This is a genomic window from Streptomyces sp. NPDC033180 (assembly GCF_055577645.1).
This window is the reverse complement of the sequence record NZ_JBVIPU010000012.1, coordinates 260832-275327: the sequence shown is the minus strand read 5'-3', so window position 1 is coordinate 275327 and position 14496 is coordinate 260832. Positions and strand designations below refer to the sequence as shown.

6 protein-coding genes, 1 tRNA gene and 1 rRNA gene are annotated in these 14496 nt (G+C 68.4%); 6 read left to right on the top strand and 2 right to left on the bottom strand.

The window, feature by feature from the left end; all coding sequences use genetic code 11:
* Together rrf and ACZ5WE_RS28695 are read left to right on the top strand one after the other, a co-directional pair.
* Positions 1–88: ribosomal RNA gene (rrf, locus tag ACZ5WE_RS28700) — 5S ribosomal RNA — on the top strand; the annotation flags it as partial.
* 115 nt (positions 89–203) lie between these two features.
* Entirely contained in the window at positions 204–866 is a 663-nt protein-coding gene (locus ACZ5WE_RS28695; RefSeq protein ID WP_467688549.1) for a DegT/DnrJ/EryC1/StrS family aminotransferase, read from the top strand.
* On the opposite strand, the gene ACZ5WE_RS28690 is transcribed toward ACZ5WE_RS28695, so the two are convergent.
* A complete protein-coding gene (locus ACZ5WE_RS28690) occupies positions 863–1783 on the bottom strand; it encodes a CE1 family esterase (protein ID WP_467688547.1) in 921 nt (306 codons plus the stop codon). The genes ACZ5WE_RS28695 and ACZ5WE_RS28690 overlap by 4 nt on opposite strands.
* Before the next feature lie 140 nt (positions 1784–1923).
* On the opposite strand from ACZ5WE_RS28690, the gene ACZ5WE_RS28685 reads away from it, so the two are divergent.
* Positions 1924–1996: transfer RNA gene (locus ACZ5WE_RS28685), tRNA-Thr, on the top strand.
* Between the two features lie 74 nt (positions 1997–2070).
* Here ACZ5WE_RS28685 and ACZ5WE_RS28680 read toward each other — a convergent pair.
* Complete coding sequence (locus ACZ5WE_RS28680) at positions 2071–4734, bottom strand: SpoIIE family protein phosphatase (RefSeq protein ID WP_467688545.1); 2664 nt, start codon at positions 4732–4734, stop codon at positions 2071–2073.
* 273 nt (positions 4735–5007) lie between these two features.
* On the opposite strand from ACZ5WE_RS28680, the gene ACZ5WE_RS28675 reads away from it, so the two are divergent.
* The 3 genes from ACZ5WE_RS28675 to ACZ5WE_RS28665 all read left to right on the top strand — a co-directional run bounded on the left by ACZ5WE_RS28675 (position 5008) and on the right by ACZ5WE_RS28665 (position 14393).
* Positions 5008–10521: a HAMP domain-containing protein gene (locus ACZ5WE_RS28675; RefSeq protein ID WP_467688544.1), complete on the top strand. Its 5514-nt coding sequence runs from the start codon at positions 5008–5010 to the stop codon at positions 10519–10521.
* A gap of 244 nt (positions 10522–10765) precedes the next feature.
* Positions 10766–11449: a response regulator gene (locus ACZ5WE_RS28670; protein WP_467688542.1), complete on the top strand. Its 684-nt coding sequence runs from the start codon at positions 10766–10768 to the stop codon at positions 11447–11449.
* Between the two features lie 148 nt (positions 11450–11597).
* Entirely contained in the window at positions 11598–14393 is a 2796-nt protein-coding gene (locus tag ACZ5WE_RS28665; protein WP_467688540.1) for a DNA translocase FtsK, read from the top strand.
* Positions 14394–14496: the final 103 nt, after the last annotated feature.

Here is a 14496-nt window from a genome sequence, read left to right as displayed (position 1 = left end):
CGGTTACATTCCGAACCCGGAAGCTAAGCCTCACAGCGCCGATGGTACTGCAGGGGGGACCCTGTGGGAGAGTAGGACGCCGCCGAACTATTATTAGAAGAGCTGGTCCCCGAACTTCGGTTCGGGGACCAGCTCTTTTTTGTTTTGTGTCACTTCCCGTTCACGTGCCGCAGCCAACATCTTGAGGCATGGGGACAGTTGGCATGTTGCGAGCCGCAGGTGTCGGCATTGGTGACGAGGTCATCGTGCCGGCGTACGGAAACGTGGAGATCGCCGAGACCGTGGTCCTGGCAGGGGCCGTGCCCGTGTTCGCGGACATAGATCGGACGACGTACTGCCTCGATCCTGATGCAGTGACCGCCGCCATCACCTCTCGTACGGCCGCCGTGGCTGTCGTGCACCGCTTCGGGCACCCGGCCGACGTCAGGCGGCTTCGGGACGTCGGGCAGCGGCACGGCATTCTCGTACTGGAGGAGGGTGAGACGAACGCACCGTACGACGAGCTTGCGCAGCGGCGGGCTCACGCGGCCTACCTGAGTGGGCGGCTCGGTGGTGTGATCACCCCGGACGGCGTCGAGGGGCACAGCTATCAGCAGTACGTCGTGCGGGTGCCCGGCAACGGGCGGCCGGACCGGGACGCGTTCGCGCGAGCCGTGCGGGTCAAGGGGATCGACTGCCGGGTGCCGGTGAAGACGCCTGTTCATCGCACGCCGAAGTTCTGGCGGGACGTCTGCCTGCCGGAGACCGAGCGGGCCGCGGACGACACCCTGGCGCTGCCGGTTGACGCGTCGATGTCGCGGCGCGAACTGCAGCGCGTTGTCTCTGCCTGCAACGCGCTCGGCGGGCTTCTTCAGCCGGCCTTCTAGGACTTCGAGGCGGCTGTTCGCCAGGGCACCTTCTTGGTGTGGGACTTGAAGAACTCCCACATCACGTCTGTCGCGTTGATGCCCGCGGTGGGGTCGGACATATTGCCGCCCACGCCGCCCGGCCAGGAATGGCCCATGTCGGGCAGGCGATGCACGACGACGTCCGATCCGTCGCGGCACTTGGCCGTTGTCCTCTTGATGTTCTTCTTGAGTTTCTCCGGCCGGCTCGTCTTGCAGGACAGCCGTTTCTGCCAGGCCGTGATGCCCTCGTCCATCCCTGTGTAGTGCTCGTCGAGTCCGCCGATGAAGGTGATCACGGAGACTGGGGTCTTGGGCATGTACGAGTCCATTGCCGAGTCGGGGCCGAGATAGCCGCCGCTGACCGGGGCGATGGCCGCGAAGGTGTCGGAGAGTTCGACCGCGAGCTTGTAGGACATGTCGCCGCCGTTGGAGATGCCGGTCGCGTAGACGCGGTCCGGGTCTGAGTTCCAGGTGCCGGTCAGCCTCTTCGTCATCGTACGGATGAAGCCCACGTCGTCCTCGGTGCCGCAGCAGATCAGGGCGTTGAAGCCCTGGTTGAGGCCGTCGGGGTAGGCGACGAGGAAGTTCTCCTTGTCCGCCTTGGCGTTGAGGCCGCTGATCGTGGCCGCGGCCGAGCCGTTGGCCGGATAGGGGTGCATGGCGATGATCAGGGGGAGCTTGTCGGCGCGGGTGTAGCCCGGTGGGGCGTGCACCGTGTAGACGCGCTTCTTGCCCTTCCAGGTGAGTGTGACCTTCTGATCTCCGGGGCGCGGGGTTTCCGCGGCCGCCCGCTTCCTGGTGGGCTTCTGGTCCGCGGCGTCGTTGTCGTCGTCGGATCCGCAGGCTCCGAGCGGCAGGAGCAGGGCGGCCAGTGCCAGGGGTAAGGAGTTCCGCATGGATGTACCACGTGGGGTCGGCATGGGCGCAGAGTGGCAGTGGCGGTGCGGGCGGTCCAGAGGAACGGTCGGTTCGAGGCACCTTCGATTTCGGGTATGATCTATTCCGTTGCCGAGCGGGAAACCGCGAAGCGCAACAGGCCCCTATAGCTCAGTCGGTAGAGCGTCTCCATGGTAAGGAGAAGGTCTGCGGTTCGATTCCGCATGGGGGCTCAGAGAGTAAGAAGAGAAGGTCCCCGCCCAGTTGGGCGGGGACCTTCTTTCGTTTCCGGAGGGGCGGGGGTGCCTCAGTCCTTGTGGAGGCCCGGGACCCGCATCGCGAGGATCGCCATGTCGTCCGACGGGGCGTCCGTCGCGAAGCGTTCCACCGCGCGCATGATGCGGGCCGCTACCGCGCCGGCCGTGAGTCCCGTGCATGTGGTGAGGACGTCCGCGAGGCCGTCGTCGCCGAGCATGCGGGTGCCCTCGCGGCGCTCGGTGACGCCGTCCGTGACGCAGAGCAGGACGTCGCCCGGGTCGAGCGTCATCGTCTGTTCGTAGAGCTCCAGGTCGTCCATGACGCCGAGGAGCGGTTGCGGCTCCGCGTACGGCTCGACTGTGCCGTCCTGGCGCAGGCGGAGCGGGAGGGGGTGTCCTGCGCAGACGATCTTCAGGACCGCTGAGCCGTCCTCCTGCGGCCACAACTCCCCGTAGAGGAGCGTGAGGAAGCGGCTGCGGGCGCCCTCGTCGAGGATCGCCGCGTTCAGGCGCTCCAGGACGGCGGGGCCGCCGAAGCCCTCGCGGGCCAGGAGACGCAGGGCGTGGCGGGCCAGTCCGGTGACCGCCGCGGCCTCCGGGCCCGTGCCGCAGACGTCGCCGATCGCGAAGCCGTACGCGCCGTCGCGGATGGGGAAGAGGTCGTAGAAGTCACCGCCGACTTCGTTGCCCTCGCCGGCCGCGCGGTAGATGACCTCGACCTCGACGCCCGGGATCTGCGGGAGCCCCGGCGGCAGCAGGCTGCGCTGGAGGGACTGACTGATGGCCATGCGCTCCGAGTACAGGCGGGCGTTGTCCAGGGCCAGGGCCGCACGGCGGGAGAGATCTTCGGCCAGTTCCAAAATCTCTTGGCGGAAGTGTTCGTCGGAGGGCTTGCCCAGCGTGAGCATGCCGATGACGCGGTTGCGGGCGACCAGGGGCAGGACGACCGTCTCGCCGCCGACCGCCGATGCCGTGGAGAGCGTCGTGCCGATGCCCGAGCCCAGGCTCATGGGCTCACCGAGGCCGAGGCTGCGCATGGAGGTGCGCAGGGCGGCCTGGTGGGCGGCCTCCGATGGGGCGGCCCAGACGCGGGCTCCGGGGGTCGGCACGGGGTCGGGAGGGGCGATCTTGGAGAGGAGTGCCTTCAGGCCGTCGATGCGCTCCTCGTCCTCATGGAGGACGTACGAGAGATAGGGCTCGGACGACTGGTCGGCGATCGTGTAGACCGCGCACCAGGTGGCGAGCGTCGGGACGGTCATCTGGGCCATGAGCGCCAGGGTCTGGTCGCGGTCCAGGGTGCCCGCGAGGAGGTCCGAGGCCTCGACGAGGAAGGAGAGCGAGCCGCGGCGCAGGCGCTCCAGCTCGCCGAGGCGCGCGGACTCGACGGCGAGGGCGATGCGGTCGGCGGCGAACTGCAGGCGCAGAGCTTCTTCGTTCGAGTACCGGTCGGGGGCCTCGGCGGCGACGCCCAGGGAGCCCGTGAGGCGGCCCTCGACCTTCAGTGGGACCGTGACCACCGAGCGCATGCCCGTGCCGCTGAGGAGCGGTACGGCGCCGGGGACGACCGTGAGGTCCTCGTGGACGGCCGGCATACGGGCGGAGCCGTAGCGTCCGGGGCCTGCCTCCACGGGGACGCGGGCGAAGCGCTGGCGGGCGGAGGGGAGGCCTGTGGAGGCGCGGACCTCCAGCTCCGTCTCGTCGTCCGTGGCGAGGAGCAGGAAGGCGGCGTCGCCGTCGAGCATGTCGCGGGCGCGTTCGACCGTGCGCTGGAGCAGACCGTCGAGGTCGTCCGGCGCGGGGGAGCCGATGAAGACCTCGAAGGGGTCGGCGGTGTGCGACTCGGTGAGCGTCCCGGGCTCGGGGGCGGGGCCGCGCAGCGGGGTCTGCAGGACGGCACGCTCGTCGTCGCGGACGAGCAGGCAGACCGTGGAGGGTTCGCCGTCGGCATCGCGCACGCGCAGATGCGAGGCGTAGACGGGGGTCACGCGGCCGTCGGAGCCGCGGATGCCGTAACTGCCCTCCCAGCGGGAGAGTTGGAGCGCTTCCACGATGCCGGTGCTGGTGCCCGGGGTGTGCGGCCAGGCGGCGAAGTCGGTGAGCGGCTTGCCGGTTACCTGTTCCGCGACGTACCCGAAGAGCTCTTCCGCGTCTTCGTTCCAGGCGGAGATCGCGCCGACGCGGTCGATCTGGACGACGGCGACGCGGACTCTGCCGTCGGTGAGCGGGAGCAGCTCGGCGGGGAGGGCGGGGCCCGCGGCGCGGGTGCCCACCGAGCGGTCGGGGAGGTCGAGTTGGAACCAGACCTGCTTCTGCGTCGGGGTGTAGTCGACGCCCCACCGGGTGGCGAGCGCCGCGCACAGCTGGAGGCCGCGGCCGCCTTCGCGGTCCGGGTTGCCCATGTTCACCGCGGACTGCTGGAGCGGGATCTCGCGTTCCGGATAGTGGTCGGACACCTCGATGCGTACGGCGTCCTCGCTGCGCAGGCAGAGGACGTCCGCGGCGGTTCCGGCGTGCACGACGGCGTTGGTGACCAGCTCGCTGGTGAGGACGACCGCGTCGTCGACGATGTCCGTGAACCCCCAGCCCTGGAGGGTGTCGCGGACAAAGGAGCGGGCCGTCGCGACGGAACGCCCGACGGGGTCGAAAGTCGCAGCCGCGCGCGCGGTGATCACAGAACTCCTCGTACGAGTATCGACGCCCAAGTCTCCCACCATGGTGCGGCCGCCCCTCCGATGCCCGCTTGTACGTGTGCCACCGCCCAGGCCGGGCAGGACCGGGGTGGTTGGACAGCCGGATGCCAGGTTACTTACCTTCGCCGTCCATGCTGATGCCGGACGTCAGTGTTTCCGCCCGGAGGGTGTGCGGACGGTGTGCGAAGCTGCCGAACTGTTATGGCCTGGTTCAGCCATGGTGAAACACTGGGCAAGCTTCTTGGAGAGAGCCCAGGTAACCCGAGCAGTACGGTCGACCCTTGCGGGAGGGACACAGTGGAGTCTGGCGCAGCGACGCGGGGCACTAAAACGCGTGCGAAAGACGGACAGTCCCAGAGCAAACAGCGCAAACCGCGCCACGGGACGACTACGTCAGTGGACGCTGCGGCCCTGAACAGGTTGCTCGCGGCGCTCGCGGCGATGCGGGACGGAAACTTCCGCAAGCGGCTCACGGTCTCCGGTGACGACGTCATGTCGGAGATCGCCGCCGTCTTCAACGAGGTGGCCGACCGGAATCTGCATCTGACCGGTGAGCTTTCCCGGGTGCGGCGCATGGTCGGGCGTGAGGGAAAGCTCACGGAACGGCTGGAAACCGGCGCGAGCGAGGGTTCCTGGGCGGCCGCGATCGACGCGTCGAACGCCCTCGTCGACGACCTCGTACGCCCCGTCTCCGAGGTGGGACGTGTGCTCTCCGCTGTCGCCGAGGGCGACCTGGAGCAGCGGATGGAGCTGCGGGCGCAGGTGGACGAGGGGAACGGTCATCCGCTGCGCGGGGAGTTCCTGAAGGTCGGCCGGACGGTCAACAACCTGGTCGACCAGCTCTCGACGTTCACCGACGAGGTCACGCGGGTGGCCAGTGAGGTGGGTACCGAGGGCAAGCTCGGAGGCCAGGCGCGGGTACGCGGAATGTCCGGTTCGTGGAAGGACCTCACGGATTCGGTGAACACCATGGCGTACCGGCTCACCGCGCAGGTACGTGACATTGCTCTCGTTACGACGGCGGTCGCCAAGGGTGACTTGTCCCGGAAGGTGACGGTCCACGTCGCCGGCGAGATGCTGGAGCTGAAGAACACCGTCAACACGATGGTGGACCAGCTCTCGTCGTTCTCCTCCGAGGTGACCCGCGTCGCGCGCGAGGTCGGTACGGAGGGCGAGCTCGGCGGCCAGGCGCAGGTGCCGGGTGTGGCGGGAGTGTGGAAGGACCTCACCGACTCGGTGAATCTTATGGCCGGCAACCTCACCGCCCAGGTGCGTGGGATCGCCCAGGTCACGACGGCCGTCGCGAACGGCGACCTGTCCCAGAAGGTGACGGTGAGCGCGCGCGGCGAGGTCGCCCAACTCGCCGAGACCATCAACCAGATGACCGAGACGCTGCGTACGTTCGCGGACGAGGTCACGCGTGTCGCGAACGAGGTCGGTGCCGAGGGCCAGCTGGGCGGTCAGGCGAACGTGCCGGGCGCGGCGGGAACATGGAAGGACCTCACCGACTCGGTGAACACGGTCTTCCGGAACCTCACCACGCAGGTACGGGACATCGCGACGGTGACGACGGCGGTCGCCAACGGCGATCTGTCGCAGAAGGTCACGGTGGATGTCGCGGGCGAGATGCTCGAGCTGAAGAACACCGTGAACACGATGGTGGACCAGCTCTCCGCCTTCGGTGCCGAAGTAACGCGTGTGGCGCGGGAGATCGGCGTCGAGGGTGAGCTCGGCGGCCAGGCACAGGTACAGGGCGCGGCCGGCACGTGGAAGGACCTGACGGACTCGGTCAACACCGCCTTCCGCAACCTCACGGGTCAGGTCCGCAACATCGCGCAGGTGACGACGGCGGTCGCCAACGGCGACCTGTCGCAGAAGGTCACCGTCGACGTCTCCGGCGAGATGCTTCAGTTGAAGAACACCGTGAACACGATGGTGGACCAGCTGTCGTCCTTCGCCGATCAGGTCACGCGGATGGCACGCGACGTGGGTACGGAGGGCCGCCTCGGTGGCCAGGCGCGCGTGGACGGTGTCAGCGGCACCTGGAAGGAACTCACCGACTCCGTCAACTTCATGGCGGGGAACCTGACGTCGCAGGTACGCCAGATCGCCCAGGTCACGACGGCGGTGGCCCGGGGTGACCTGTCGCAGAAGATCGACGTGGACGCGCGCGGCGAGATCCTGGAGCTGAAGAACACCATCAACACGATGGTCGACCAGCTCTCCGCCTTCGCCGACCAGGTGACCCGGGTGGCCCGCGAGGTGGGCACGGAAGGCCGCCTCGGCGGGCAGGCGCAGGTGCCCGGCGTGGCCGGTGTGTGGCGCGATCTGACGGACTCCGTGAACGGCATGGCCGGCAACCTCACCGCCCAGGTGCGCAACATCGCGCAGGTGGCGACCGCGGTGGCCCGCGGTGACCTCTCCCAGAAGATCGACGTGGACGCGCGCGGCGAGATCCTGGAGCTGAAGAACACCCTCAACACGATGGTCGACCAGCTCTCCGCCTTCGCCGAGCAGGTGACGCGAGTGGCCCGCGAGGTGGGCACCGACGGCATCCTGGGCGGCCAGGCCGAGGTGCAGGGTGTCTCCGGCACCTGGAAGGACCTCACGCAGTCCGTGAACGGCATGGCGAACAACCTGACCCTTCAGGTCCGCAACATCGCCGAGGTCACGACGGCCGTCGCCATGGGCGACCTCTCCAAGAAGATCACCGTCGACGCGAAGGGCGAGATCCTCGAGCTCGTCACCACCGTGAACACGATGGTCGACCAGCTCTCGAACTTCGCCGAGCAGGTCAACCGCGTGGCCCGCGAGGTGGGCACCGAGGGCAACCTGGGTGGCCAGGCGCGGGTTCCGGGCGTCACCGGCACCTGGAAGGACCTCAGCGACAACGTCAACCTGATGGCGAACAACCTGACCGGTCAGGTGCGCAACATCTCCCAGGTCGCGGCGGCGGTCGCCAACGGAGACCTGACCAAGAAGGTCACGGTCGAGGCGCGCGGCGAGGTCGCGCAGCTCGCCGACACCGTCAACACGATGGTGAAGACGCTGAGTTCGTTCGCGGACGAGGTGACCCGAGTGGCCCGCGAGGTGGGCACGGACGGCATCCTCGGCGGTCAGGCCCGGGTGCCCGGAGTCTCGGGCACGTGGAAGGACCTGACGGAGTCCGTGAACGGCATGGCCTCCAACCTCACCGGCCAGGTCCGCAACATCGCGATGGTCACCACCGCGATCGCCAAGGGCGACCTGACCAAGAAGATCGACATCGACGCCCGGGGCGAGATCCTCGAACTCAAGACCACCATCAACACGATGGTCGACCAGCTGTCGTCCTTCGCCGAGCAGGTCACGCGCGTGGCCCGCGAGGTGGGTACGGAAGGGCAGTTGGGCGGTCAGGCGCGGGTGCGGGACGTCGACGGCACGTGGCGTGACCTCACCGAATCGGTGAACGAGATGGCCGGAAACCTGACGCGTCAGGTACGTGCCATCGCCGAGGTCGCCACCGCGGTGACGCGCGGCGACCTGAACCTGAAGATCGACGTGGACGCGGCGGGCGAGATCCAGGTCCTGCAGGACAACATCAACTCGATGATCGCCAACCTCCGTGACACCACCCTCGCCAACAAGGAACAGGACTGGCTCAAGGGCAACTTGGCCCGCATCTCCGGTCTGATGCAGGGCCGGCGCGACCTGGCGGACGTCGCCTCGCTGATCATGAGCGAGCTGACGCCGGTGGTTTCCGCGCAGCACGGCGCCTTCTTCCTGGCGCTGCCCACGGAGGACGCCCCGGAACCGGGCGCCGAGCAGGGCGACGCGTACGAGCTGCGCATGATGGGCAGTTACGGCTACTCCATGGGCTCCATGCCGACGTCCTTCCGGCCCGGCGAGACGCTCATCGGCACGGCGGCGCAGGAGCGGCGCACGATCCTCGTGGAGAACGCGCCATCCGGCTATCTGCGGATCGCGTCCGGCCTCGGCGAGGCACCGCCCGCCCAGGTGATCGTCCTCCCGGTGCTCTTCGAGGGGACCGTCCTCGGCGTGATCGAGCTGGCCGCGTTCCAGCCGTTCACGCAGATCCAGAAGGACTTCCTCAGTCAGATCGCCGAGATGATCGCGACGAGCGTCAACACCATCAGCGTCAACACGAAGACCGAGGTCCTGCTCAAGCAGTCGCAGGAGCTCACCGAGCAACTGCGGGAGCGCTCGGCGGAGTTGGAGAACCGGCAGAAGGCGCTGCAGGACTCGAACGCCGAGCTGGAGGAGAAGGCCGAGCTGCTCGCCCAGCAGAACCGCGACATCGAGGTCAAGAACACCGAGATCGAAGAGGCAAGGCAGGTCCTGGAGGAGCGCGCCGAACAGCTCGCGGTCTCGATGCGCTACAAGTCCGAGTTCCTGGCGAACATGTCGCACGAGCTGCGGACGCCGCTCAACTCCCTGCTGATCCTGGCCAAGTTGCTCGCCGACAACGCCGACGCGAACCTCACCCCCAAGCAGGTCGAGTTCGCCGAGACCATCCATGGCGCGGGCTCGGACCTGCTCCAGCTGATCAACGACATCCTCGATCTGTCGAAGGTCGAGGCGGGCAAGATGGACGTCTCCCCGACGCGCATCGCCCTGGTGCAACTCGTCGACTACGTAGAGGCCACTTTCCGCCCGCTGACGGCAGAGAAGGGGCTCGATTTCTCCGTACGGGTGTCTCCGGAGCTGCCCGCGACGCTGCACACGGACGAGCAGCGGCTCCTCCAGGTGTTGCGCAATCTCCTGTCCAACGCGGTGAAGTTCACCGACTCCGGAGCGGTCGAGCTGGTGATCCGGCACGCGAACGCCGATGTGCCCAACGCCATCCGCGAACAGCTCCTGGAGGCGGGTTCGCTGCGGGACGCGGACGCGGATCTGATCGCCTTCTCGGTGAGCGACACCGGCATCGGGATCGCCGGCAGCAAGATGCGGGTCATCTTCGAGGCGTTCAAGCAGGCCGACGGAACGACGAGCAGGAAGTACGGCGGTACGGGCCTCGGGCTCTCCATCAGCCGGGAGATCGCGCGTCTCCTTGGCGGCGAGATCCACGCGGCGAGCGAACCGGGCCGCGGTTCGACGTTCACGCTTTATTTGCCGCTGCACCCGAGCGAACTGCCGCCGCAGGGCTACACGCAGCTGGCGCCCCTGCCGGGCACGGTCGCGCGGCCCGCCCTGGAGGAGGGTCCGTCCACGGTCGAGCAGCCCCCGCAGAGCGAGGGAGCCGCCCAGCCGCGGCTGGACTCGATGCCGGGTTCGGGCACGCTCTTCAGGCGCCGCCGTCGTGCCGCGCACGCCTCGTCGGAGCAGCCGCCGGTGCTGCCCGGGCAGGGCGTCGCCGAGCCCCAGGAGCAGGGCTCGCAGGGGCAGTGGCCGACCGAGGGGCAGGAGGCGCCCGAGGCGCGTCACGGCTACCAGTTCGGCGGTGAGAAGGTGCTCATCGTCGACGACGACATCCGCAACGTGTTCGCGCTCACCAGCGTTCTGGAACAGCACGGGCTCTCGGTGCTGTACGCGGAGAACGGCCGTGAGGGCATCGAAGTCCTGGAACAGCACGACGACGTGACGGTCGTCCTGATGGACATCATGATGCCGGAGATGGACGGGTACGCGACGACGACGGCGATCCGCAGGATGCCGCAGTTCGCCGGGCTTCCGATCATCGCGCTCACCGCGAAGGCCATGAAGGGCGACCGGGAGAAGGCCATCGACTCCGGAGCCTCCGATTACGTTACGAAGCCGGTTGACCCGGATCATCTGCTCTCGGTGATGGAGCAGTGGATGCGCGGGGAGTGACCGAGAAGAGGCTTCATTACGCGGAGTTGCTGACAGAGTGTGGCCGAAGCCGTGTAGAACCACGGGATTCGGGGAACCTTCTGGTCTCCCACTGCGTTTCTGCTACGTGCACAGTGACATCGCGGTGACAGGGTGTGGCGACAGGCGGGGTGCGGCTACCATGACCGGCACAAGGACGGACGGCGTAAGGGAGTCGTCCCCTGGGGCGGCGCCCGGTGTACCGCCGGGGCGAGGAGGGCGGGCCATGGTGCAGAAGGCCAAGATCCTCCTGGTCGATGACCGGCCGGAGAATCTGCTGGCGCTGGAGGCCATCCTCTCTGCGCTCGATCAGACCCTGGTACGGGCATCGTCCGGGGAGGAAGCGCTCAAAGCACTACTCACGGACGACTTCGCGGTCATTCTGCTGGACGTCCAGATGCCAGGCATGGACGGTTTCGAAACCGCCGCGCACATCAAGCGGCGAGAACGGACCCGGGACATCCCGATCATCTTCCTCACCGCCATCAACCACGGCCCGCACCACACGTTCCGCGGTTACGCGGCCGGTGCGGTGGACTACATCTCCAAGCCGTTCGATCCGTGGGTGCTGCGCGCGAAGGTCTCGGTGTTCGTCGAGCTGTACATGAAGAACTGCCAACTGCGGGAGCAGGCAGCCCTGCTGCGTCTCCAGCTCGAAGGCGGCGGCAAGTCGGCGGCGGGTGACGCCAAGGAGCCCGCGGGTCTTCTCGCCGAGCTCTCCGCGCGCCTCGCGGCCGTCGAGGAACAGGCCGAGGCGCTTACGAAACAGCTGGACGACGACTCGGCGGATGCCGCCGCGGTCGCCACCGCGGCCCATCTCGAACGCAAACTCACCGGCCTGCGGCGGGCTCTTGACGCCTTGGAGCCGGGCACCGGAAGCGGTGCGCCTTCGGTGTCCTCGCAGAGTTGAGCCGGCGCGGACACAGGGCACGAGGGGGCACAAGCCGACGCGGAGGCGGTGAACATCCGTCAGTTCACCGCCCCCGCAAGGGCGACACAAACGGGTGAAGCAGTAGGCACACGTGTCCGCAGTGGCCTCCACCGGTAACCTCAGACCCATGGCCTCACGTCCGTCCGCAGCCAAGAAGACGCCCGCGAAGAAGGCGGCCGCGCCCACAAAGGCTCCGGCGAAGAAGGCCGTCGCCAAGAAGCCGCCCGCCAAGAAGGCTCCGGTGAAGAAGGCGCCCGCCAAGAAAGTCGCGGCGAAGAAGCCCGCGCCCAAGCCGGCGCCCAGTCCCACGGGCGGCGTGTACCGCCTCGCGCGCGCCCTCTGGCTCGGTCTCGCGCACAGTGTGGGCGCGCTGTTCCGCGGCATAGGGCGCGGCGCCAAGGGGCTCGATCCGGCGCACCGCAAGGACGGTGTCGCGCTGCTGCTGCTCGGCATCGCGCTGATCGTCGCCGCGGGCACGTGGTCGAATCTGCGCGGGCCCGTGGGCGATCTCGTCGAGATGCTGGTGACCGGCGCGTTCGGCCGCCTCGATCTGCTCCTTCCGATACTGCTGGCGGTCATCGGCGTACGCCTCATCCGGCACCCCGAGAAGCCCGAGGCGAACGGCCGCATCGTGATCGGCCTGTCCGCGCTCGTCATCGGCGTGCTCGGCCAGGTGCACATCGCCTGCGGTTCGCCTGCCCGCGCGGACGGCATGGAGGCCATAAGGGACGCGGGCGGCCTCATCGGGTGGGCCACGTCCACTCCGCTGATCTTCACCATGGGCGAGGTCCTCGCCGTACCGCTGCTCGTCCTGCTGACCGTCTTCGGGCTCCTCGTGGTCACGGCGACGCCCGTCAACGCCATCCCGCAGCGGCTGCGGCTGCTCGGCACCAAGCTCGGCATCGTCCAGGCGGAGCCCGAGGCGGTGCAGGGGGACTACGCGCACGACGAGCGGTACGAGGAGCAGTGGCGCGAGGCGCTGCCCGCCCGCTCGCGCAAGCGCGCTGGGGCGCCTGAGCAGTACGCCCCGGACCAGGCGGAGGAGGAGGCGCTCACCCGGCGCCGCAGGCCCCGCAGAGGGTCCTCACAGCCCTCTGCGGACCGGCCGATGGACGCGGTGGACGTGGCGGCCGCCGCGGCCGCCGCCCTGGACGGTGCCGTCCTGAACGGCATGCCGCCCTCGCCGCTGGTCGCCGACCTCACGCAGGGCGTCACCGGGGAGCGCGACGAGCGGCCCGAGGAGCCCGAGCAGTCCGCTGAAAGCTCCGCCAGCTCCGTGCCGGTTCCGACCGCGCGCGCCACGGACAGCCCGCCGCCCGGCGTGCTCCGCAAGAAGCCGGGGGAGTCGCGTGACGCGTCGGCCTCCGGCGTGAAGGACCTGACGAAGGCCGCCCCGGAACAGCCGCGGGACCTGCCGCCGCGAGCCGAGCAGCTGCAGCTGGCCGGGGACATCACGTACTCGCTGCCCGCGCTCGACCTGCTGGAGCGCGGTGGCCCGGGCAAGACCCGCAGTGCCGCGAACGACGCGGTCGTGGCCTCGCTCAGCAACGTCTTCAGCGAGTTCAAGGTCGACGCGGACGTCACCGGCTTCACTCGGGGCCCGACGGTCACGCGGTACGAGATCGAGCTCGGCCCGGCCGTGAAGGTCGAGAAGATCACGGCTCTGGCCAAGAACATCGCGTACGCCGTCGCCAGTCCCGACGTCCGCATCATCAGCCCCATTCCCGGCAAGTCCGCGGTCGGCATCGAGATCCCGAACACCGACCGCGAGATGGTCAACGTGGGCGACGTGCTCCGTCTGGCGGACGCGGCCGAGGACGACCACCCCATGCTGGTGGCGCTCGGCAAGGACGTCGAGGGCGGGTACGTCATGGCCAACATGGCGAAGATGCCGCACATCCTGGTCGCCGGAGCCACCGGCTCCGGTAAGTCCTCGTGCATCAACTGCCTGATCACTTCGATCATGATGCGGGCGACTCCCGAGGACGTACGGATGGTCCTCGTCGACCCCAAGCGCGTCGAGCTCACCGCGTACGAGGGCATCCCGCACCTGATCACGCCCATCATCACCAACCCCAAGCGGGCCGCCGAGGCGCTCCAGTGGGTCGTGCGCGAGATGGATCTGCGCTACGACGACCTGGCGGCGTTCGGCTACCGGCACATCGACGACTTCAACCAGGCCGTCCGCGAGGGCAAGCTCAAGACGCCCGAGGGCAGTGAGCGGGAGCTCAGCCCGTACCCGTACCTGCTGGTGATCGTCGACGAGCTCGCCGACCTGATGATGGTCGCCCCGCGCGACGTCGAGGACTCGATCGTGCGCATCACGCAGCTCGCGCGGGCGGCGGGCATCCACCTGGTGCTCGCCACGCAGCGGCCGTCCGTGGACGTCGTGACCGGTCTGATCAAGGCGAACGTGCCCTCGCGGCTCGCCTTCGCGACCTCGTCGCTCGCCGACAGCCGCGTCATCCTCGACCAGCCGGGTGCCGAGAAGCTGATCGGCAAGGGAGACGGCCTCTTCCTGCCGATGGGGGCGAACAAGCCCACCCGAATGCAGGGCGCCTTTGTCACCGAGGACGAGATCCACGCGGTCGTCCAGCACTGCAAGGACCAGATGGCGCCCGTCTTCCGGGAAGACGTCACCGTCGCCACCAAGCAGAAGAAGGAGATCGACGAGGACATCGGCGACGACCTCGATCTGCTCTGCCAGGCCGCTGAGCTGGTGGTTTCCACCCAGTTCGGGTCCACGTCGATGCTCCAGCGCAAGCTGCGCGTCGGCTTCGCGAAGGCCGGACGGCTCATGGACCTCATGGAGTCGCGCGGCATCGTGGGGCCCAGCGAAGGCTCAAAGGCTCGTGACGTTCTTGTGAAACCCGATGAGCTGGATGGCGTGCTGGCAGTGATCCGCGGGGAGGCTCACCCATAAGGGAGCGGCAGGCAACCGTTTCCCTTCGGCATACGTCAAGTTGAGCGGAGGGAAAGCACCATGGTCCACCGCCCCCACCATCAGGATGTCCGGCCATTCCGAT

Coding starts and splice junctions, on each gene's coding strand:
- ACZ5WE_RS28690 (WP_467688547.1), bottom strand. CDS start 1,783: ATGCGGAACTCCTTACCCCTGGCACTGGCCGCCCTGCTCCTGCCGCTC.
- ACZ5WE_RS28665 (WP_467688540.1), top strand. CDS start 11,598: ATGGCCTCACGTCCGTCCGCAGCCAAGAAGACGCCCGCGAAGAAGGCG.
- ACZ5WE_RS28695 (WP_467688549.1), top strand. CDS start 204: ATGTTGCGAGCCGCAGGTGTCGGCATTGGTGACGAGGTCATCGTGCCG.
- ACZ5WE_RS28670 (WP_467688542.1), top strand. CDS start 10,766: ATGGTGCAGAAGGCCAAGATCCTCCTGGTCGATGACCGGCCGGAGAAT.
- ACZ5WE_RS28680 (WP_467688545.1), bottom strand. CDS start 4,734: ATGGTGGGAGACTTGGGCGTCGATACTCGTACGAGGAGTTCTGTGATC.